19 protein-coding genes are annotated in these 19,730 nt (G+C 70.1%); 7 read left to right on the forward strand and 12 right to left on the reverse strand.

All coding sequences use genetic code 11. From position 1 onward, the window contains the following. On the forward strand, window positions 1-661 hold a 661-nt coding region (locus AOK17_RS01620; RefSeq protein WP_157881264.1), incomplete at its 5' end, for a helix-turn-helix transcriptional regulator. Here AOK17_RS01620 and AOK17_RS01625 read toward each other — a convergent pair. The 4 genes from AOK17_RS01625 to AOK17_RS01640 all read right to left on the reverse strand — a co-directional run bounded on the left by AOK17_RS01625 (window position 649) and on the right by AOK17_RS01640 (window position 5,246). Next, window positions 649-2,013, reverse strand: a complete 1,365-nt coding sequence (locus AOK17_RS01625) for a phosphoinositide-specific phospholipase C-related protein (protein ID WP_055610433.1) — start codon at window positions 2,011-2,013, stop codon at window positions 649-651. The two genes, AOK17_RS01620 and AOK17_RS01625, sit on opposite strands and share 13 nt — an antisense overlap. Before the next feature lie 177 nt (window positions 2,014-2,190). After that, complete coding sequence (locus AOK17_RS01630; protein ID WP_055610434.1) at window positions 2,191-3,078, reverse strand: glycoside hydrolase family 19 protein; 888 nt, start codon at window positions 3,076-3,078, stop codon at window positions 2,191-2,193. Window positions 3,079-3,274: 196 nt separating this feature from the next. Next, the gene (locus AOK17_RS01635) at window positions 3,275-4,690 is read right to left on the reverse strand and encodes an aldehyde dehydrogenase family protein (RefSeq protein ID WP_079052735.1); all 1,416 of its coding nucleotides are present in this window, start codon (window positions 4,688-4,690) and stop codon (window positions 3,275-3,277) included. A gap of 109 nt (window positions 4,691-4,799) precedes the next feature. Further along, window positions 4,800-5,246, reverse strand: a complete 447-nt coding sequence (locus AOK17_RS01640) for a MarR family winged helix-turn-helix transcriptional regulator (protein ID WP_055610436.1) — start codon at window positions 5,244-5,246, stop codon at window positions 4,800-4,802. Window positions 5,247-5,451: 205 nt separating this feature from the next. Here AOK17_RS01640 and AOK17_RS01645 point away from each other — a divergent pair, with 205 nt between their 5' ends. The 6 genes from AOK17_RS01645 (at window position 5,452) to urtE (ending at window position 11,728) form a co-directional block, all read left to right on the forward strand. Next, a complete protein-coding gene (locus AOK17_RS01645) occupies window positions 5,452-6,564 on the forward strand; it encodes a substrate-binding domain-containing protein (RefSeq protein WP_055610437.1) in 1,113 nt (370 codons plus the stop codon). Window positions 6,565-6,861: 297 nt separating this feature from the next. Next, window positions 6,862-8,085: an urea ABC transporter substrate-binding protein gene (urtA, locus tag AOK17_RS01650; protein WP_055610438.1), complete on the forward strand. Its 1,224-nt coding sequence runs from the start codon at window positions 6,862-6,864 to the stop codon at window positions 8,083-8,085. A gap of 72 nt (window positions 8,086-8,157) precedes the next feature. Continuing rightward, on the forward strand, window positions 8,158-9,054 hold the full coding sequence (gene urtB, locus AOK17_RS01655) for an urea ABC transporter permease subunit UrtB (protein WP_055610439.1): 897 nt from the start codon (window positions 8,158-8,160) through the stop codon (window positions 9,052-9,054). Next, window positions 9,051-10,178 (forward strand): urea ABC transporter permease subunit UrtC, encoded by a 1,128-nt coding sequence (gene urtC / locus AOK17_RS01660; RefSeq protein ID WP_055610440.1) that lies wholly within the window; start codon window positions 9,051-9,053, stop codon window positions 10,176-10,178. The genes urtB and urtC overlap by 4 nt, the downstream gene beginning before the upstream one ends. 19 nt (window positions 10,179-10,197) lie before the next feature. Continuing rightward, window positions 10,198-11,025, forward strand: a complete 828-nt coding sequence (gene urtD, locus AOK17_RS01665) for an urea ABC transporter ATP-binding protein UrtD (RefSeq protein WP_055610441.1) — start codon at window positions 10,198-10,200, stop codon at window positions 11,023-11,025. A 7-nt stretch (window positions 11,026-11,032) separates the two neighbouring features. Next, window positions 11,033-11,728 carry an urea ABC transporter ATP-binding subunit UrtE gene (gene urtE, locus AOK17_RS01670; RefSeq protein ID WP_055610442.1) on the forward strand — a complete coding sequence of 232 codons (696 nt, stop codon included), beginning with the start codon at window positions 11,033-11,035 and terminating at the stop codon, window positions 11,726-11,728. 39 nt (window positions 11,729-11,767) lie between these two features. On the opposite strand, the gene AOK17_RS01675 is transcribed toward urtE, so the two are convergent. From AOK17_RS01675 to sfnG, 8 genes are all read right to left on the reverse strand, one after another. After that, on the reverse strand, window positions 11,768-12,964 hold the full coding sequence (locus AOK17_RS01675; protein WP_055610443.1) for an RNA polymerase sigma factor: 1,197 nt from the start codon (window positions 12,962-12,964) through the stop codon (window positions 11,768-11,770). A 41-nt stretch (window positions 12,965-13,005) separates the two neighbouring features. Continuing rightward, entirely contained in the window at window positions 13,006-13,359 is a 354-nt protein-coding gene (locus tag AOK17_RS01680; protein ID WP_055610444.1) for a YciI family protein, read from the reverse strand. A gap of 92 nt (window positions 13,360-13,451) precedes the next feature. Then, a complete protein-coding gene (locus AOK17_RS01685; RefSeq protein WP_055610445.1) occupies window positions 13,452-14,168 on the reverse strand; it encodes a nucleotidyltransferase domain-containing protein in 717 nt (238 codons plus the stop codon). A 143-nt stretch (window positions 14,169-14,311) separates the two neighbouring features. Continuing rightward, window positions 14,312-15,457, reverse strand: a complete 1,146-nt coding sequence (locus AOK17_RS01690) for an LLM class flavin-dependent oxidoreductase (protein ID WP_055610446.1) — start codon at window positions 15,455-15,457, stop codon at window positions 14,312-14,314. Window positions 15,458-15,500: 43 nt separating this feature from the next. After that, entirely contained in the window at window positions 15,501-16,685 is a 1,185-nt protein-coding gene (locus AOK17_RS01695) for an SfnB family sulfur acquisition oxidoreductase (protein WP_055610447.1), read from the reverse strand. Window positions 16,686-16,687: 2 nt separating this feature from the next. Further along, window positions 16,688-17,242: an NADPH-dependent FMN reductase gene (ssuE, locus tag AOK17_RS01700; protein ID WP_055610448.1), complete on the reverse strand. Its 555-nt coding sequence runs from the start codon at window positions 17,240-17,242 to the stop codon at window positions 16,688-16,690. 57 nt (window positions 17,243-17,299) lie between these two features. Then, entirely contained in the window at window positions 17,300-18,517 is a 1,218-nt protein-coding gene (locus AOK17_RS01705) for an acyl-CoA dehydrogenase family protein (protein WP_055610449.1), read from the reverse strand. A gap of 43 nt (window positions 18,518-18,560) precedes the next feature. Beyond that, window positions 18,561-19,697: a dimethylsulfone monooxygenase SfnG gene (gene sfnG, locus AOK17_RS01710; RefSeq protein ID WP_055610450.1), complete on the reverse strand. Its 1,137-nt coding sequence runs from the start codon at window positions 19,695-19,697 to the stop codon at window positions 18,561-18,563. Window positions 19,698-19,730: the final 33 nt, after the last annotated feature.

Raw genomic sequence — 19,730 nt, forward strand, 5'->3', positions numbered from 1 at the left:
CCTGAGACTCCGGGTGGGGCGATCCGCGACGCCCCACCCGGAGTCTCAGGTCGACAGTGGCGTACTCATGGCACTCGGCGCCGCCGTCCACGCCCGCGAGGTGCTGCGCTTCGACTACGCCTCCCCACCGGGTGCCGGTGACGACGATCCCGCCATGACCGCACCGCGCCGGGCGGAGCCCCATCACCTCGTCACCTGGGGCGGGCGCTGGTATCTGGTCGCCTGGGACCTGGACCGCGAGGACTGGCGCACCTTCCGCGCCGACCGGATCACCCCGCGCGTCCCTACCGGGCCCCGGTTCACCCCGCGCGAGCTGCCCGGCGGCGATGTGGCCACTTTCGTGGCGGGCCGGTTCCGGGGTTCCGACGGCTCCGGCAGCTCCGGCGACTGGCCCTGCCTCGGCGAGGTGATCCTCGGGCTCCCCGCCTCCGAGGTGTCCCACTACTCCCGCGACGGAGTCGTCGAGGAACTCGGTCCGGACCGCTGCCGACTCGTACTGGGGTCATGGTCGTGGCCCGGCCTGGCCGCCGACATCGGCAGGTTCGACGCCGATATCGAGGTCGTCGGCCCGGCCGAACTCCGCGACGCCTTCGGGCAGTTGGCCCGCCGCTACGCGAGCGCGGCGACGGGCCCACTCGGCGAGAGGGGTCAGTACGTGTAGCCGTTGAGCGTCGACACCGCCGATGCCGGGTTGCCGAGGTCGTACCGGTCCACGGCGAGGAAGTTGGGCTTCTTGCGGGCGGCGGGCTGGCAGAAGCGCTGGGCCCGGTCGGCGAGTTTGGTGTTGTCGGTGGTGGCCGTGGAGGCGATCGCCGCGTCACGGAAGTGGTTCATGACGAAGAGCGGCCGGAAGGGCGGCGCCGTGGCGGTGAGGGGGACGTTGCTGTTGGCGTCGTACCAGCGGCTGTAGCAGGACCAGTCGGAGCCGCCGAGTCCCGAGCCCATGGACCAGTAGTTCTCGACGGTCCACTCGCGCTGGTACATCACGCCGAAGCTGTCGCGGGTGAGTCCGGCGGACTGGTCGGCAGAGCGGCTGTGGTCCGTGAAGATGAGGAGGCGGTCGTTGGCGGCGATGAGTTCCGACATCTTCGGCCAGCCGTTGGTGCGGACGCCGGTCTGGTCGGGGCGGTACAGCACGTCGGACAGGCCGTTCACCCGGGCCAGTTCGCTGCGCAGGACGCCCGGGTCGACGTAGTCCTCCAGGAAGACGGTGACGAACTCGTTCGGGTTCGCCCTCAGGTAGTCGACCATGCGCTGGATGTCCACCCACAGCGCGACCGGCCGGCTGACGAGGGTGCAGCTGTTGTGGCAGAGGATCGCGCCGTCGGAGGTCTGGTGGATGTCCAGCATGAACCCGCGTACACCGTCGGTGAGTTGCTGGTTGATTCCCCGGCTCTGGTTCGGGACGAGGTTGACGAAGGGTGGCGCGAATCCGCCGTCGACACCGTTCGCGTACGCGTTGTGGGACGTGAGGAACGTGACCTGGTCCAGGGTGCGTTGGTCCGGGGACGGCATCGGGGAGGTCGGGGATGTGGTGGGAGTCAGGTACCAGGAGGACAGGTTCCCCGCCGCGCCCAGGGTCAGCTGGGCGGGGTAGTTGGAGCCGGACGGCTTCGCGGCGACCGTCAAGTACTGGTCGGCGCCCGGGACTTTGAGCCGGTACTGGTCGGTCCCCGTCGCCGTGATCTCCCACGGGGCGTCGCCGCTCGTACAGGCGACGGTTCTCGCCTGACCGCCGGAGCGGCCGAGGCAACTGCCCGCCGTGTCGGTGCTCTCCAGCACGTACGAGGAACCGCTCGACCGGAGCGTCCACTGCTGCCGGTCCTCGTTGCCCTTGGGGTTGCGCTGGACGACCGCTCCCCCGCTGTCGGCGGCGTTCAGACCGGTGACAGCGCTCTGCACGTAGAACACTCCCCCCGTCGGGACCGCCGCCGAGTGGGCGGGAGCGGCCAGGACGGAGGTGAGTGCCGCTCCGGCGGCGGTGAGGGCGAGCAGGGGGCGATGCATCCGCATGTCGGTAGGGGTCCCTTTCAGCAGCGCGACGGCGCCGGAAACGGCAGCCGGGAAATGGGGGGTCTGCGCGGGACACTCAATCGGCTTGGTATGTACGGGTCAATAGTCCGACCGGCCGGACAGGGCGGCGACATCGAGCCGCCGCCCCACGGCCGCCGGGGATACCCGGGCGGTACCTCAGCAGTACAGGTTGTTGCCCGGCGTCGTGCCGAGGATCTGGGTGAACCGCTGGTAGTTGTTCACCCGGCTCTGCACCTGGGCGGGGTTCTTGCCGTCGCACTCCAGCGAGCCGTTGATGGAGCGGATCGTCTGGCCGAAGCCCGCGCCGTTGACCATGGCGTTGTGGCCGGTCATCGAGCCGGGGCCGTTCTGCGTGTTCCAGTACCAGAGGCCGGTCTTCCAGGCCACGGCGGCGTCGTTCTGCACGAGCCAGGGGTTGTTGAGGAGGTCGATGCCGAGCGCGTCGCCCGCGGCCTTGTAGTTGAAGTTCCAGCTGAGCTGGATCGGTCCGCGGCCGTAGTAGGCGGCCTGGCCTGCCGGGCAGCCGTACGACTGGCCCCAGTCGCAGTAGTGGGGGTAGTTGGCGGTGTTCTGCTCCACGATGTGGACCAGTCCGCCGGTCTCGTGGCTGACGTTGGCGAGGAAGGCCGCGGCCTCCTGCTTCTTCACCGTGTCGCTGCCGGTGTTCGCGAAGGCCGGGTAGGCGCTCATCGCGGCCTTCAGCCCGCTGTACGTGTAGAAGGAGTTCCGGCCCGGGAACATCTGGTTGAACTGCGCCTCGCTCACGACGAAGCCGGAGGGGTTGCCTGATCCTCCGTCGCAGGCGTACGGCTCCCAGTACCAGGTGCTGATGGTGGGGTCGTAGCCCGGGTTGTCGTGCTCGGCTATGTACGCCTTGCCGTCGGTGTAGCGGACGATGTTGCCGGTGACGTAGGACTTGCCGGCCACCCAGCTCGGGTAGCTCGAACAGGCCGCCGCGGACGCGCTCGACGCCGGCAGGAGCACCGGCGCGGCGCTTGCGAGCATGAGCGCGGCCACGAACGCGGAGATACGACGCCTCGACACAGGACCAACTCCTTCACGGAGCACGGCCGCGCCCGTACGCGGGCAGAGCGAAGCGCAACCTTGTGCGCGCAGGCCGGTGTGACCGGCCACGACGTACGGGGCGGCCGTGGTGGGGGGTGATGATGCACACTCAACTCCCTTGGTCTGGACCAGTCAAGGGTGTAGACCAGTCAACCCGCCCCGTGGCCGCTCCGATTCAGCCCAGCGGCTTCTCCAGCACCGCCTTGCGGTGGCTGAACGTCTCGATGGAGTAGCGGCCGTGGTAGTTGCCCATGCCGCTCTCGCCGACACCGCCGAACGGCAGGTCGGAGACGGTGAGATGGGCGAGCGGCAGACCGAAGCCGAGGCCGCCGGAGGACGTCTCGGCAGCGAGCCGCTCGCGCGTGACGTCGGACTCGGTGAAGACGTACAGCGCCAGCGGCTTGTCCCGGTCGTTGATGAACTCGACCGCCTCGTCGAGCCCCGGCACGGTCACGATCGGCAGGACCGGGCCGAAAATCTCCTCACCCATGACCGGCGAATCGGGGTCCACGTCGGCCAGAACGGTCGGCGCGATGTACTTCGTGGCGCGGTCACTGCCACCGCCCACCACGACACGGCCGGAGTCGAGCAGCCCGCTGAGGCGGTCGAAGTGCCGCTCGTTGATGATCCGGCCGTACTCGGTGGAGGTGGCGGCGTCGGACCCGTACAGGCCCTCGACCGCCTTGGCCAGAACCGGTTCCAGGGCGCGGGCCGTCTCCGGGTCGGTGAGTACGTAGTCGGGGGCCACGCAGGTCTGCCCGGCGTTGAGGAACTTGCCGCGGGCGAGGCGGTCGGCGACGACGGACAGGTCGGCGTCCCGGTCGACGAACGCCGGGGACTTGCCGCCGAGTTCGAGGGTGACCGGGGTGAGGTGCTGGGCGGCGGCGGTCATGACGATGCGGCCGACGGTGCCGTTGCCGGTGTAGAAGATGTGGTCGAAGCGCTCGGCGAGCAGGGCCGTGGTCTCGGGGATACCGCCCTCGACGACGGCGACCGCGTCGGTGTCCAGGTACTCCGGCAGACGCCGGGCCACGAAGGCGGAGGTGGCCGGGGCCAGCTCGCTGGGCTTGACGACGACCGCGTTGCCGGCGGCGAGCGCACCGAGCATCGGCGCGAGCAGGAGCTGCGCCGGGTAGTTCCAGGGCGCGATGACCAGGACGACGCCGAGGGGGTCGTACTGCGTCCAGGCCGTGGCGTCCTCGCCGAGGTGCGCGGGGACGGGGGCGGACTCGGGGCGCAGCCACTCGTCGAGGTGCTCCAGGGTGTGGTCGATCTCCCGCACGACGAAGTTGATCTCGGTACGGAACGCCTCGGTGGAGCTCTTGCCCAGGTCGGCATGGAGGGACGCGGCCAGCTCCTCGCCGTGCGCGGTGAGCAGCTCGCGCAGGCGGCGCAGCTGGGTGGTGCGCCATACGACGGGCTTGGTGCGGCCGGAGCGGAAGGTGGCGCGCAGCCGGGCCACGACGTCGGCGGGCTGCTCGGGGGTGGGCTGGTTCACGGTGCCTCGCTGGTCGGAGCGGGCCGGTGGCCCGCGTGCGGTGGGGGTCGAGCGGTCGGGTCGAGCGACAAGCTCGATGTATATGCCAACCATTTATACGGCATCATGATTCCGCACCACGCGAAGCAAGTGGCCATGAGCGTCACAGATCACACCGAGGGCGCAACGGCCACGCGCGGCGAGGCCCTCCGGCGGCCGACGCCTACACGGAGGACTCGGCCGCCGCCCCGTCGAGCGTGTCCGCCAGCCGGTGCAGGAGCCCCCGCAGCAGTTCGTCGTCGCCGTCACTGAGGACGGGCCACTGGGCGCGGACCTCGCGGTCGACGCGCCGCCAGTGGTCCTCGCCGCGCGGGGTGAGGTGGGCGAGGATGCGGCGCCGGTCCAGGGGGTCGACGCGTCGGTAGACGAGGTTCTGGTCGACGAGCTGGTCGACCAGTTTGGTGAGGGTCGGGGGCGGCAGGAAGGCCGCCTCGGCGACCGCCGCCATCGGGTGGCCCTCGCCGTCGGCGAGCAGGGAGAGCACACGCCAGGCGTCGAGCGAACAGCCGTGCTCGTCCAGGGCGGCCTGGAGCCGGCGCGCCGCCAGTCGCTCGGCCCGCGTCAAGAGGTGCATGAGGTCCTGAGACCGACGCGGAGGTGGGGTCGGCATCCTTCTCCTCGCTCCCGGGGGGTCAGCACATCGTACAAGTCCCGCTTCCCACAGGGATCTCCCACATCTGCCGCCGCACGCGCGCACCAGGTGTCAGGCCCCGACCGCCGCACGCCCATCAAGTCCAGGTTCTCGGCGCCCGCGGGCGCGGACCGTACCCCGAGACGGATTGGAGTTCACCGGGTGTTCCCGGAATCATGCCCTCATGGTCCGGCTCGACCCGCCTCCGCTCGACTGGTTCACGGCAGACGACTCGGTCGTCAGCGTGGCGCTGGTCTTTCCCATGCAGGGCGCCGCGGGGATCTTCGGGCCCACGTGCGAGTTGTGCGCGCGGCTCGCCGTGGAGGAGGTCAACCGCTCGGGCGGGGTGCTCGGCAAGGAGCTGCGGCTGCTGCCGGTCGACGGCGGCGCCGAACCGCACCGCATCGCCGAGAACGTCGAGGCACTGGTCGACCTCGGCATCGTGCAGGGCGTCACCGGCTGGCACATCTCCTCCGTACGACAGCAGCTGGCCCCGCGGATCGCCCACCGCGTGCCGTACGTGTATACGGCGCTGTACGAGGGTGGCGAGGACACGGCCGGGGTGTTCCTGACGAGCGAGACCCCGAACGACCAACTGCGGCCCGCCATGCGGCTGTTGGCCCGTGAGCACCGGGTGCGCCGGTGGTTCGTCGTGGGCAACGACTATGTGTGGCCCCGCCGTACGGCCCGGGCGGCGCACCACTACGCGCGCGAGTCGGGCGGCGGTATCTGCGCGGAGGCGTATCTGCCGCTGGGCACGCACGACTTCGACGGGGTGCTGCGGCGGATCGAGCGGTCGGAGGCGGACGCCGTGCTCATGCTGCTCGTGGGCAGCGACGCCGTCCGGTTCAACCGGGCGTTCGCCGCGTCCGGCCTCGACGAGCGGTGCCTTCGGCTCAGCACCCTGATGGACGAGAACATGCTGATGGCGAGCGGCCCCACGGCCACCGCCGGGCTCTACAGCACGGCGGGCTTCTTCGCCTCCCTCGCCAACCAGGACACCCTCGACTTCCACGGCCAGTACGCGGAACGGTACGGGGTCGAGGCGCCGGTCCTCGGCAGCCTCGGCGAATCGTGTTACGAGGGCGTCCTGTTGCTGGCCGCGCTCATCGACCGGGCCAGGACCCTCGACGTCTCCGCGATCGGCGCGGCGGCGGACACCGTCTCGTACGAGGGGCCGCGCGGGCTGCTGCATCTGCGCGGCAGCCATGTCCGCCAGCGCATCTACCTCGCGCGGGCGGACGGCGTGGACTTCGACGTCGTGGCCCAGCTGGATCTTCACGAAACCCGGCCTTGACATGCTCGCGCTTCCGCGAAGATACTTCCCGCAGGAAGTAATTAGAATGCCTCGGGCGAACTGTGAATTCATGCGAAGAATTCCGCCCCGGGCATTTTTTGTTGCCCGATGAGAGCCGGAAGATACCGCTGGGAAAGTACCGCGAAACACCATCGAAACAGGGTGACTTGAGGCTGTGGACCGCACTTCAGGAGGAGGTTGTCCTCCCAGCCCGAGGGGGTTCTTTTGTCCAGCGGTTCCAGTGACTTCAGCCGTTTCAGGGGTTTCAAGGGGTCCGGTCCTTCCCGACGCCGGGTGATGGCGGGCGCCGCCGCGCTCACCGCCGTCGTCGTGCTCTCCGCGTGCGGCGCCAAGACCGACGCCGAGGGTGGCTCGTCCGACGCGGCCGCCAAGGCCGACACGAGCGGCGACACGGTCAAGGTCGGGCTGCTCAACTCGCTCTCCGGCACCATGGCGATCAGCGAGGTGACCGTACGCGACTCGCTGAAGCTGGCCATCGACGAGATCAACGCCTCGGGCGGAGTGCTCGGCAAGAAGGTCAAGCCGATCAGCGAGGACGGCGCCTCCGACTGGCCGACGTTCGCCGAGAAGGCGAACAAACTCATCAAGGAGGACCGGGTCACTGCCACCTTCGGCTGCTGGACCTCCGCGAGCCGCAAGGCCGTGAAGCCCGTCTTCGAGAAGAACAAGTCACTGCTGTTCTATCCCGTGCAGTACGAGGGACTTGAGGAGTCCCCGTACATCTTCTACACGGGTGCCACCACCAACCAGCAGATCGTCCCGGCGCTCGACTACCTCAAGAGCCAGGGCAAGAAGAGCATTTACCTCGTCGGCAGCGACTATGTCTTCCCGCGTACCGCCAACAAGATCATCAAGGCGTACGCGAAGGCCAATGGCATGAAGGTGCTCGGCGAGGACTACGCGCCGCTGGGTTCCACCGAGTTCAGCACCATCGCCAACAAGGTGAAGGCCGCGAAGGCCGACGCGGTGTTCAACACCCTCAACGGCGACTCGAACGTGGCCTTCTTCAAGGAGTACAAGTCGGCCGGCCTGACCGCCAAGAGCATGCCGGTGGTCTCGGTGTCGATCGCCGAGGAGGAGGTCAAGTCGATCGGATCGCAGTATCTGGCGGGCCAGTTGACGGCCTGGAACTACTACCAGACGACCGCGGGCGAGGCGAACACCAAGTTCGTGAAGGCGTACAAGGCCAAGTACGGCCAGGACAAGCCGACCAGTGACCCGATGGAGGCCGCGTACACCTCGGTCTACCTGTGGAAGGCGATGGTCGAGAAGGCCAAGTCCTTCGACCCGGAGAAGGTGAAGGCGGCCTCGGACGGCATCACGTTCGACGCTCCCGAGGGCGAGGTCACCGTGGACGGCGCGAGCCAGCACATCTACAAGACCGCCCGGATCGGGAAGATCGGCACCGACGGGCTGATCGAGCAGGTGTGGGACTCCGGCAAGGCGATCAAGCCGGACCCGTACCTGAAGGGCTACGACTGGGCCTCCGGCCTCTCCTGACCGACCGTCACGTGCGGGCCGGCCTTCTGAAGAGAGGGTCGGCCCCGTGTCCCGCCTCCCCGGAGCCGCCGTATGACCGTGATCCTCGGTCAGACCTTCACCGGCATCAGCATCGGTGCCGTCCTGCTGCTCATCGCGCTCGGTCTCTCGCTCACCTTCGGCCAGATGAACGTCATCAACATGGCCCACGGCGAGTTCATCATGGCCGGCGCCTACACCACGTACGTCCTCCAGAAGTCCATCTCCAGCGCGGGCCTCTCGCTGCTCGTCGCGCTGCCGGTCGCCTTCCTGGTCGCCGGCGCTCTCGGCGCGCTCCTTGAGTGGGTGCTCATCCGGCGGCTGTATCTGCGGCCCCTCGACACCCTGCTCGTCACCTGGGGTGTCTCGCTGATGCTCCAGCAGGCGGCCCGGGACATCTTCGGCGCGCCGAACGTGCAGACCCGCGCGCCCGATCTGCTCACCGGGAACATCACCGTCATCGGCGGCGACGATCCGCTGACCTTCGCCAACAGCCGTCTGTTCATTCTGGGGTTGGCGATCGCGGCCGTGGTCGCGCTGTCGCTGACGCTGCGACTGACCCCGCTCGGCCGCCGGATCCGCGGGGTCGTGCAGAACCGGGATCTGGCCGAGGTGTCAGGCATCTCCACCTCGCGGGTGGACCGGACGGCGTTCTTCATCGGGTCCGGGCTCGCGGGTGTCGCGGGCGTCGCGCTGACGCTGGTCGGTCCGATCGGTCCGACGATGGGCACCAACATCATCATCGACGCGTTCCTGGTGATCGTGGTCGGCGGCATCGGACAGCTCAAGGGAACGGTCATCGTCGCCTTCGTCCTCGGCGTCCTGCAGTCCGTCCTCGAATACTCCACCACCGTCAGCGTCGCGAAGGTGCTCGTCCTCGTGGCCATCGTCGCGTTCCTCCAGTGGCGGCCCCAGGGGCTGTACACGCTGCGTACGAGGAGTCTCGTATGACCCTGCTGCCCCTGCTCAAAGGCCGGTCGGCGCGCGCCTGGGCCGGATTCGCCGCGGCCGGCTTCGCCCTGTTCGCCGTGGCCCCGCTGGCACTCTCGGACTTCCGGCTCGGGCTGCTCGCCAAGTACCTGTGCACCGCGATGGTCGCCGTCGGCATCTGTCTGGCCTGGGGCCGCGGCGGGCTGCTCACGCTCGGGCAGGGTGTGTTCTTCGGGCTCGGCGGCTACGCCATGGCGATGCATCTGAAGATCGCCGACGCGGGTCCCGGCAACCTTCCCGACTTCATGCAGCTGTACGGCACCGCGACCGAACTCCCCTGGTGGTGGCGGCCGTTCGAGAACCCGCTCTTCGCGCTCGCCGCGACCGTGCTGCTGCCGATGGCCGTCGCCGCGATCCTCGGCTCGTTCATCTTCCGCCGCCGGGTGAAGGGCGCGTACTTCGCGATCCTCAGCCAGGCGCTCGCCGCGGCCTTCGCGATCTGGCTGATCGGCCAGCAGGCCACGACCGGCGGCACCAACGGACTCACCGACATCCAGGGCTTCTTCGGCTACGACCTCAACGACCCGGTCAACCAGCGGATGGTGTACTTCATCATCGCCGCCGCGCTGTTGCTGCTGATCGCCCTCGCCCGGCAGCTGATCCACAGCCGCTACGGCGAACTCCTCGTCGCCGTCCGGGACTCGGAGGAGCGGGTGCGCTTCCTCGGGTACAACCCGGCGAACGTGAAGCTCGTCGCGTACGTCGTGGCGGCCGGTATGGCCGGGCTCGCGGGCGCGCTGTTCGTGCCCGCGGTCGGCATCATCTCCCCCGCAATGATCGGCATCGTGCCGTCGATCGAGTTCGTCATCGGTGCCGCGGTCGGCGGCCGGGCGAGCCTGGTCGGCGCGGTGCTCGGCGCGGTCGGGGTGGCCTGGGCGAAGACGGCACTGTCGGAGGAGTTCCCGGCCGCCTGGACCTACTTCCAGGGGCTGCTGTTCATCGTGGCCCTGGCGTTCCTGCCCGGTGGTCTCGCCTCGCTGGTGGGGATCGTACGGCGGCGCAGGTCCTCGCGCGCGACCGGCGACGCAGCCGGTGACGGGACCGGGGAGAAGACGCCTGCCCTTCCTCTTGGAGAAGCAGCATGAGTGCTCTTGGAGACGCAGCATGAGTGAACTCTCGGGTCTTGAGATACGCCGACTGCGGGTGTCCTTCGACGGGTTCACCGCGGTCGACGGGGTGGACCTCGACGTGCGGCCGGGCGATCTGCGCTTCCTGATCGGGCCGAACGGCGCGGGCAAGACCACACTCGTCGACGCCGTCACGGGTCTCGTGAAGGCCGAGGGCTCCGTGCTCTTCGGCGGCACGGAGCTGCTGGGGCGGAGCGTGCACACCATCGCCCGGTCGGGGATCGGCCGTACGTTCCAAACGGCTACCGTCTTCGAGGAGTTGACGGTCCTTCAGAACCTGGACATCGCGGCCGGTGCCGGACGCGGCATGCTGACGATGCTGCGGCGCCGCAAGGGACTGCCGGAGCCCGTCGCGCGTGCGCTGGAGACGGTCGGGCTCGCGGAGCTGTCCGACTCCCCCGCCGGGACGCTCGCCCACGGGCAGAAGCAGTGGCTGGAGATCGGCATGCTGCTCGTCCAGGACGTACGGCTGCTGCTGCTCGACGAACCGGTCGCCGGGATGAGCCACGACGAACGGCAGGCCACGGGTGAGCTGTTGGAGCGCATCAGCGAGGAGCGGACCGTGGTCGTCATCGAGCACGACATGGACTTCATGCGGTCCTTCGCGCGCAGCGTCAGTGTGCTGCACGCGGGCAAGGTGCTGAGCGAGGGGACGGTGGCCGAGGTGCAGGCCGATCCCAAGGTGCAGGAGGTGTACCTCGGGCACGCGGCGGTCCAGGACGCCGAGTTGATGCTGCCTGAAGAGCCCGAGCCCGCGAGTGGCGCCACCGCGCCGAGTGCGGTCGTACAGGAACAGGAGGCGTGAGGCCGACATGAAGCTGGAGATCGACGACATCCGGGTCGGCTACCACCGCAGTCTCGTCCTGCACGGAGTCTCCGTGGAGGTGCCGGACGACGGCGTCGCCGCGGTGCTCGGGCACAACGGCGCGGGCAAGAGCACGCTGCTGCGGGCGGCCGTGGGACTGCTCACCCCGTCGAGCGGGGCGATCCGTCTCGACGGCGAGGACATCAGCCGTCGCAAGCCCCACGAACGCGTGGCGCGCGGCATGGCGTACGTGCCCCAGGGCCAGCAGGCCTTCCCCCATCTCACGACGGCGGAGAACCTCCAACTGGTCGCGGACGGACGCAAGCGCGGCCGGGCGGCGATCGACGAGGCGCTCGACCTGTTCCCCGCCCTGAGGACTCTGTCGGGGCGGCGGGCGGGGCTGCTCTCCGGCGGCCAGCGGCAGCAACTGGCCATCGCCCGGGCCCTGGTGACGGAGCCTCGGATCCTCCTCCTCGACGAGCCGACCGAGGGCATCCAGCCCTCGGTCGTGGCCGAGATCGAGGAGACGATCCTCGCGCTGGCCGCCCGCGGCGGGCTCTCGGTGCTCCTCGTCGAGCAGCATGTCGGCTTCGCGATGCGGGCGGCGCAGCGGTACTACGTCCTGGAGGCCGGCCGGGTCACGTCGTTCGGCAAGGGCGGGCAGGAGGCGGAGCGGTCGGTGCGGGAGGCGCTGAGCGTGTAGTGGTTCGCTCCAGGTTCACTCCGCCTGGAACGCCCGGGTCTACTCCACCTGGAGTTCCGTCCTGCGGCGCTCCAGGTGGGCGCGCTCGGCCGGGTTCTCGGTGAGGGCGATGGCCGCCTCGTACGCCGCCACCGCTTCCGTCGGCCGCCCGAGGCGCCGCAGCAGGTCGGCTCGTACGGCGTGGAAGGCGTGGTAGCCGGCGAGGTCGAGGGCGTCGACGAGAGTGAGGCCCGTGCGCGGGCCCTCGGTCTCGGCGACCGCCACCGCGCGGTTGAGGGCGACGACCGGGCTCGGGGCGCGGACCATCAACTGGTCGTAGAGCGCAAGGATCTGGCCCCAGTCGGTGTCGGCCGCGGTGGCCGCGTCGCTGTGGACTGCGTTGATCGCGGCCTGGATCTGGTAGGGGCCGGGCTGGTTGCGGCGCAGGCAGCGGCGTACGAGGGACTGTCCCTCGGCGATCAGGTCACGGTCCCAGCGGCGGCGGTCCTGGTCGGCGAGGAGGACCAGGTCTCCGTCGGAGGTCTCCCGGGCCGGGCGGCGCGCCTCGATCAGGAGCATCAGCGCGAGCAGCCCGAGGACCTCCGGCTCGTCCGGCATCAGCTCGGCGAGAACACGCCCCAGTCGTACGGCCTCCGCGCACAGGTCCTCCCGGCCGCCGTACCCCTCGTTGAAGATGAGGTAGACGACGGCCAGCACTCCCCTGACCCGTTCCGGGAGGTCGGCGTCTCGCGGGACGCGGTACGGGATACGGGCGTCGCGGATCTTGGCCTTGGCCCTGACCAGGCGCTGGGCCATGGTGGGCTCGGGCACGAGGAACGCGCGCGCGATCTGTGGCGTGGTGAGCCCGCCGAGGAGTCGCAGAGTGAGGGCGACCTGGGCCTGGGTGGCGAGCGCGGGGTGGCAGCAGGTGAAGATCAGGCGGAGCCGGTCGTCGCGCACGGGGCCCTCCTCGGGCGGTGCGTCGGGGGCGTACAGCTGGGCCGCCTCGGCGTGCCGGGCCTCACGCGTGGACTCGCGGCGCAGCCGGTCGACGGCCCGGTTCCGGGCGGTGGTGATGATCCACCCGGCCGGGCTCGGCGGGATCCCCGTCTCGGGCCACTTCCGCACCGCCGTGGCGAACGCGTCCTGGACCGCTTCCTCGGCGAGGTCGATGTCGCCGAGGAAGCGGACGAGGACGGCTACCGCGCGGCCGTACTCCGCGCGGAAGACGGCCTCGATGCCGGCCTTCGCGGTCATCGGTACTCAGTCCTCACTCCCCTGCCGCCACTCCCCCGCCCTCAGCCCTCGGCCTCGCCCATGAAGGGCCGCACCTCGATGGGGAGCGTGGTCGCCAGAGTCGCCTTGCGGCCCCATTCGAGCGCCGCGTCGAGGTCGGGTGCCTTGATCAGGCAGATCCCGCCGAGGTACTCCTTGCTCTCGGTGTACGGACCGTCGGTGATCAGTACGTCCCCCTTGTCGGCCCGCAGCACGGTGGCCGTCTCGGGCCCGTGCAGTCCCCCGGCGAACACCCAGGCGCCGGCCGCTTTCAGTTCGGCGTGGAAGACATCGAGGTCGCGCATGATCCCTTCCAGGACCTCGGGCTCGGGCGGCTCCCCCACCGGCTGCATCACACTCAACAGGTAGTGCTTCATGACATGTCCTCCTTGGTGGTCTCTCACTGACTACACGAAGGGGGAACCGCCGGATCGACACACGCCACGACATCCGCGGGAGATTTTTTCGGTCACCGCACGGGCGCACGCGCCGACGTGGAGTCCAGCGTGTAGTAGTGGGCCCGGACCCGGCGAAGCCACGCCTCGACGGGCGCCTCGTCGGGCTGTTCCGGCAGGGCGCTGCGGGTCTCGTCGAAGGCCGCCTCGTACCGCTTGAGCAGGGGCAGCGCGGCCATGGCGTCGGCTGCCACCTGTTCGCCGAAGCGGTGGTACTCCTCCGGGTTCTCGACGCGGATGCTCACGCGGCCGGTTGCGTACAGCTCGAAGCCCTGGTGGCACAGGCGTCGCAGATGCCGGGCGTGCTTGGCCGTGCGCTTGCGGGTGTCCGCGGAGAAGGAACTGTCGCCACGGTCGTAGAGGCGCTTGAACTGCTGGGTGGCGTACCCGAGATAGGCGTCGCGCACGCGCTTCGCGGACAGCAACGTGGTGCGGATGCCGATGAGTTCGTCGCCCAGCGGGGTGCGGACCTCGTACAACTCGTCGGGCAGCCACACCAGTTCGGTGACCGTCGGATTGCCGCGCAGGGCGAGTCGGCACCACTTGGCGGCTTCGTGGAGCGTGCTGTCGGGCTTGGTCGTGACGTGGGACTCCTTCGGCGGGTGCAGGCCGTGGAGGTCATCGGTGGGGGCGGCGAACATGCCGAGGCGGTCCACGTCCGAGCCCTCGTGGGCCAGGCCGTAGGCGGTGGATCCGACGATGCCGGACAGCAGGATGTTCGAGGTCGTCACAGCCGTCCCCCCTTGTTTGTGTGAGTTCCCTGGATACGGGCCGGGCAGCCGGTTCCTGTCGGGCCCGCGTCAAGGTCATCACCTGGGAGGCGTCGGAGTACAGCGGTTTTCCGGGGACGAGCAGGGGCCGCGCCCCCGGATCCTCAGCTCGCGAACGGCACCTGCGCCGCGGGGGCCGGCCGCTCGGCGAACGGGTGCTGCCACAGTCCCTGCGCGGCGAGCCGGGGCAGTACGCCCTCGCCGAACCAGTACGCCTCCTCCAAGTGCGGGTAGCCGGAGAGGACGAACTCCTCGATGCCGATGGCCTGGTACTCCTTGATCCGTTCGGCGACCTCGTCGTGGCTGCCGACCAGAGCGGTGCCCGCGCCGCCGCGCACGAGGCCGATGCCGGCCCAGAGGTTGGGGTGGATCTCCAGGCCGTCGCGGTTGCCGCCGCCGTGCAGGGCGAGCATGCGCTGCTGGCCCTCGGACTCGCTGCGGGCGAGACCGGCCTGTACGGACTTCACGGTCGCCGGGTCGAATCCGGCCAGCAGCCGGTCCGCCTCCGCCCAGGCCTGCTCGGAGGTGTCGCGGGTGATGACGTGCAGCCGGATGCCGAACCGGACGCTGCGGCCCTCCTTCGCCGCCAGCGCGCGGACCCATGCGATCTTCTCGGCGACCTGCGCGGGCGGTTCGCCCCACGTGAGGTACACGTCCACGTGCTTGGCCGCGACCTCGCCCGCGATGGGCGAGGACCCGCCGAAGTAGACCTCGGGGACCGGGTCGGGGACGCGGGCGAGCCTGGCGTCCTCGACCTGGAGGAACTCGCCGGACAGGTCGACGGTCTTGCCCTCCCACAGGTCCCGGACGATCTGCAGGAATTCGCCGGTACGGCGGTAGCGGGCGTCCTTGTCGAGGAAGTCGCCGTACGCGCGCTGCTCGTGGCTCTCGCCGCCGGTGACGACGTTGAGGAGGAGCCGTCCGCCGGACTGGCGCTGGAAGGTGGACGCCATCTGCGCGGCGAGCGTCGGGGAGACGAAGCCCGGCCGGAAGGCGACCAGGAACTTCAGCCGCTCGGTGTTCTGGCTGACCATGGCGGTGGTCAGCCAGGCGTCCTCGCACCACGCGCCGGTGGGCGTGAGTGCGCCGACGAAGCCCAGGTCCTCGGCGGCGCGGGCGATCTGGCTGAGGTAGGCGACCGTCGGCGGCCGGTCCCGGCCGGACACCGTGGCCGGGGTGCCGTGGCCGCCGCCGACGACATGGCGGCTGTCGCCGTTGGTGGGCAGGAACCAGTGGAAGGTGAGGGACACGGGTCCGTTCTCCGATCGGGGGGAGCTGATGGGGGGGGCGGTCTCAGAGGAGTCCGTGCCGTGGAGGCGGCGTGCCGTTCAGTACGTACCGGCCGATGTGCTGGATCTTCCAGCGGGCCGGGTCGTGCAGTGTGTGGGTGCGGGCGTCGCGCCAATGCCGGTGCAGATTGAGGGAGTTGAGGGCTGACCTGGTGCCGGACACCTCGAAGAGCGCGCCCGACACCTCGACGGCGGTGCTCGCTGCGTGCGCCTTCGCCGCGGCCACGGCGATGGACGCCTCGGCCGCCGAGGTCTCCGTGAGGTCGGCGCGGGCCGTGTCGACCGCCCGGGCCGCCGCGCCGAGCAGCGCCTCGGTGGCCCGCACCTGAATGGCCAGCTCTCCGAAGCGCTGGATGAGCAGCGGATCCTCGGCGGCGGTCTCGGCACCGCTCTCGAACCACGGGCGGCTCTTCGTGCGGACGAACTCCGCGGCCTCGGCGAGCGCGCCCGCCGCGATCCCGGCGTCGATGGCGGCGTGCAGCAACTGGGCCACCGCGCCGTGGAGTTGGGGGCCGTGGAAGGTGAGGTGGTGCGGGAGGACCCGGTCGGCGGGCACGGGTACGGCGTCGAGCCTGACGGTGCCGCTGGCGGTGGTGCGCTGGCCCATGCCGTCCCAGTCGTCGACGACCGTGAGGCCTTCGGCGTCCCGGGGTACGTACGCGACGTGCAGGTTGTCGTCCTCGGCGCGGGCGAGCACCGGAATCCAGTCGGCGAAGAGGGCGCCCGTGGAGTAGTGCTTGACCCCGGTGAGGACGTACGAACCGTCCGCGGCCGGCTCCAGTCGGGTGCGGATGTCCTGGACGTGCTTCGTGCCGGCCTCCGACTGGGCGTTGCCGAAGCGGCGCCCTGCCAGCACCTCGCCGAAGAAGAACTCCCGCTGCTCCGGGGTTCCCTGACGGCGGATCACATTGACGTAGACGAAATGGCTCTGCGGGATCTGGGCGAGGCTGGCGTCGGCCGAGGCGAGGAGCCGGAAGATCTCGGCGAGGGTCTCCTGCCGTACGTCGGCGCCGCCGTGCTCGGCGGGCACGGTGACGGCGAGCAGGCCGGAGTCGGAGAGCCGGTCCAACTCGTCGCGGGGGAGCCTGCGTTCGGCGTCCCGCCGGGAGGCCTCGGCCCGGAACTCGTCGGCCAGTGCAGCGGCGACGGTCAGGGCCTCGGCATCACCGGTGATGGTCTTGGCCGACATGGTCAGCCCGCCGCGGCCAGGATCGGCGTGCGGCCCAGTGCCTCGGAGAACTGGTCGAGCACCTGGGTCAGTGCCTCGGCCGCCGCGGGTGCCACGGTGAGTCCGCCGTCCTCGCCGACCGCGATGTCCTTGTCGAGGGTGAACCAGCCCTGGACGATGTGCCGGGCGCCCATGGAGCTGAGAACCGGGCGCAGGGCGTAGTCGATGGCCAGCACATGGGCGGTGGTGCCACCGGTGGCCAGGGGCAGCACGGTCTTGCCGGTGAGGGCGTACTGCGGGAGCAGGTCGAGCAGCGCCTTGAGGACGCCGGAGTAGGCGGCCTTGTAGACGGGGGTGCCGATGACGATTCCGTCGACGCGGGCGAAGAGCGCGGTGGCCTCGACGATAGCCGGGTGCCTGAAGTCGGCGCCGAGCAGGGCCTCGGCGGGGATCGTACGGACGTCGAGCGGGATCACCTCGTGGCCCTGCGCGGTCAGCCGGTTGTCCAGGTGGCGCAGGAGCCGGTTGGTGCGGGAGGAGGCGGAGGGACTGCCGGAGACGGACAGGACGGTGGCCATGGGTCCTCTTTCGGGACGAGGGGCGCCTCCGTGCGGGAGGCGCCCCGGAGTGAGCGGTCAGGAGTACCAGGTGGGTTCGGGCAGTTCGCCCTCGAGGAACCAGCGGCCGACCTCGCGCCGCTTGTAGGCGACGGGGTCGTGGAGGGTGTGGGTGCGGACGTTGCGCCAGAAGCGGTCGAGGCCCTCGACGGTGGCGGTGGAGCGGGCTCCGGTCACCTCGAAGATGCGGTTGCTGATCTCCAGGGCGACGTCGGTGGCACGCGCCTTGACGGCGGCCACCCGGACCTCGAAGTCGCCGCGCGCCTGCTCGGTCACGGCGTCCGGGTCGTCGTGCAGCTTCTGACCCTCGGCGGCGACGGTGTCGGCGAGGGCCTCGACTGCCCAGAGCTTCGCGGTCAGATCGCCGTAGACGTCGATGACGTACGGCTCGTCGACCGCCCGCTCGTGCCCGCCGTGCAGCCACGACCGGGCCTTCGTCCGGGTGTAGGTGGCCGCCGTCTCCAGGGCGCCGCCCGCGATGCCGAGGTAGAAGCTGACGAAGACCAGCTGGATGGTGGGGACGTTGAGGGTGTTGTAGATCCGGGGCCGGAACTCCTTGTCGATGTAGCCGGCGGCGGAGGCCCACGGCGTGCGGACGCCGTCGAGGGTGACGCCGCCGCTCTCGGTGAGCCGCTGGCCGATGTTGTCCCAGTCGTCGTGGAAGGCCAGGCCGGGGCTGTCGGACGGCACGATGACGAAGACGTGCTGGTCGGTGCCTTCGAGGACGCCTTCGAGGACGGTGACGTCGGAGACCTTGCTGCCGGTGGAGAACGATTTGCGTCCGGTGTAGACGAGGTCGTCGCCGTCCTCGGTCACGACGACGTCCTTGTCGCGCGGGTTGACGGCCCCGCCGAAGAACCACTTGTTGCGGGCGGCCTCGGCCTCCACGTGCTCCCACTGCTCGCGGGTGCCGACCAGGCGGGCGGCCCAGTTCCACAGGTAGTGGTAGCCGAGGAGCTGCCCGATGGAGCCGTCGGCCTTGGCGATCTCGCGGACGACCCGGTAGGCGGTCGGCCAGTCCTGGCCTCCGCCGCCGTGTTCCGTGGGTCCGAGCAGGGTGACGAGGCCGGCGTCCTTCAGCAGACGGACCTCGGCGTACGGGGTGGCGCCCGCGCGGTCGCGTTCGGCGGCGTCGGTGGCGAGGACTGCCGCGACCTCGGTGGCGCGGGTGATCCAGTCGTGGGCTGTTTCGGGGGTGGGGCGGGTCTGCCAGTCGGCGGGCGTGGCGGTGCTCATGCTGGGGACCTCTCTCGCAGTGCGGTGCGGAAGGAGCGGGCGCTCACGCGTGGGCGGGGGCGGACTCGGGCTCGGTGTCCGGGAGTTGGGCTTCCAGTTCGCGTACGAGGGGCAGCACGCGGCGGCCGAAGTACTCGACCTCCTCGTGGTAGTGGAGGAAGCCGAGCAGCAGGAGGTCGACGCCGAGTCGCTTGTACGCGACGATCCGCTCGGCGATCTGCTCCGGGGTGCCGATCAGCCCCGTACGGAAGCCGTCGTTGTACTGGACGAGGTCCTCGAAGGAGGAGTCCTGCCACATGCCCTTGCCGTCCGCGGCGGACTGTCCGGCCTGCTTCACTGCGGCGCCGAATCCCTCGACGGCCTCGCGGTCGGCGTGGGCGACGATCTCACGGAGGGTGTCGCGGGCCTCGGCCTCGGTGTCACGGGCGATCAGGAAGCCGTTGAGGCCGAACTTCGGTGCCCTGCGCCCGACTTCGGCGGCGGACTTTCGGACGTCGTTGATCTGCTCGGTCACTCCGTCGAAGTCCTTGCCGTTGGAGAAGTACCAGTCGGAGACCCGGCCGGCCATGGCGCGGGCGGCGGTGGAGTTGCCGCCCTGGAAGATCTCGGGGTGGGGGCGCTCGACGGTGTTGAGAGGCTTGGGCTTGAGGGAGAAGTCGCGCAACCGGTAGAAGTCACCGGCGAGTTCGGTGTGGTCCTCGGTCCAGATCTGGCGCAGGGCCTGGATGAACTCCTCGGAGCGGCGGTAGCGCTCGTCGTGCTCCAGCCAGGGCTCGCCGAGGGCGGTGAACTCGCCCTTGAACCAGCCGGATACGACGTTGACCGCGAAGCGGCCGTTCGACAAGTGGTCGGCGGTGGCGCCGAGTTTGGCGAGGACTCCCGGGTGCCAGAGGCCCGGGTGGACGGCGGCGATGACCTTCAGACGCTGGGTGGCGAGCAGCAGGGCGAGGCTGAAGCTGGTCGACTCGTGCTGGAACTCGGCGCCGTAGCTGGCCATGTAGCGGACCTGGCTGAGGGCGTAGTCGAAGCCGTTGTTCTCGGCGAGGACGGCGAGTTCGCGGTTGTACTCGTAGCCCCAGTCGGTGCGCTGCTCGATCTTGCTGGTGACCAGGCCGCCGCTGACATTCGGCACCCAGTAGGCGAAGCGGACGGGGTCTGCGGACGGGTTTTCGGCAGGCATGCGGAACTCCTGTTGCGGGGAATTCAGACACGC

It is taken from the genome of Streptomyces phaeochromogenes, assembly GCF_001418655.1.
GTDB lineage: Bacteria > Actinomycetota > Actinomycetes > Streptomycetales > Streptomycetaceae > Streptomyces > Streptomyces phaeochromogenes.

Bases quoted from the DNA above. Each gene is read 5' to 3' on its own strand.
- AOK17_RS01625 (WP_055610433.1), bottom strand. From the start codon at position 2,013: ATGCGGATGCATCGCCCCCTGCTCGCCCTCACCGCCGCCGGAGCGGCA.
- AOK17_RS01635 (WP_079052735.1), bottom strand. From the start codon at position 4,690: ATGGTTGGCATATACATCGAGCTTGTCGCTCGACCCGACCGCTCGACC.
- AOK17_RS01640 (WP_055610436.1), bottom strand. From the start codon at position 5,246: ATGCCGACCCCACCTCCGCGTCGGTCTCAGGACCTCATGCACCTCTTG.
- AOK17_RS01645 (WP_055610437.1), top strand. From the start codon at position 5,452: ATGGTCCGGCTCGACCCGCCTCCGCTCGACTGGTTCACGGCAGACGAC.
- urtA (WP_055610438.1), top strand. From the start codon at position 6,862: ATGGCGGGCGCCGCCGCGCTCACCGCCGTCGTCGTGCTCTCCGCGTGC.
- urtB (WP_055610439.1), top strand. From the start codon at position 8,158: ATGACCGTGATCCTCGGTCAGACCTTCACCGGCATCAGCATCGGTGCC.
- urtC (WP_055610440.1), top strand. From the start codon at position 9,051: ATGACCCTGCTGCCCCTGCTCAAAGGCCGGTCGGCGCGCGCCTGGGCC.
- urtD (WP_055610441.1), top strand. From the start codon at position 10,198: ATGAGTGAACTCTCGGGTCTTGAGATACGCCGACTGCGGGTGTCCTTC.
- urtE (WP_055610442.1), top strand. From the start codon at position 11,033: ATGAAGCTGGAGATCGACGACATCCGGGTCGGCTACCACCGCAGTCTC.
- AOK17_RS01675 (WP_055610443.1), bottom strand. From the start codon at position 12,964: ATGACCGCGAAGGCCGGCATCGAGGCCGTCTTCCGCGCGGAGTACGGC.
- AOK17_RS01680 (WP_055610444.1), bottom strand. From the start codon at position 13,359: ATGAAGCACTACCTGTTGAGTGTGATGCAGCCGGTGGGGGAGCCGCCC.
- AOK17_RS01695 (WP_055610447.1), bottom strand. From the start codon at position 16,685: ATGTCGGCCAAGACCATCACCGGTGATGCCGAGGCCCTGACCGTCGCC.
- ssuE (WP_055610448.1), bottom strand. From the start codon at position 17,242: ATGGCCACCGTCCTGTCCGTCTCCGGCAGTCCCTCCGCCTCCTCCCGC.
- AOK17_RS01705 (WP_055610449.1), bottom strand. From the start codon at position 18,517: ATGAGCACCGCCACGCCCGCCGACTGGCAGACCCGCCCCACCCCCGAA.
- sfnG (WP_055610450.1), bottom strand. From the start codon at position 19,697: ATGCCTGCCGAAAACCCGTCCGCAGACCCCGTCCGCTTCGCCTACTGG.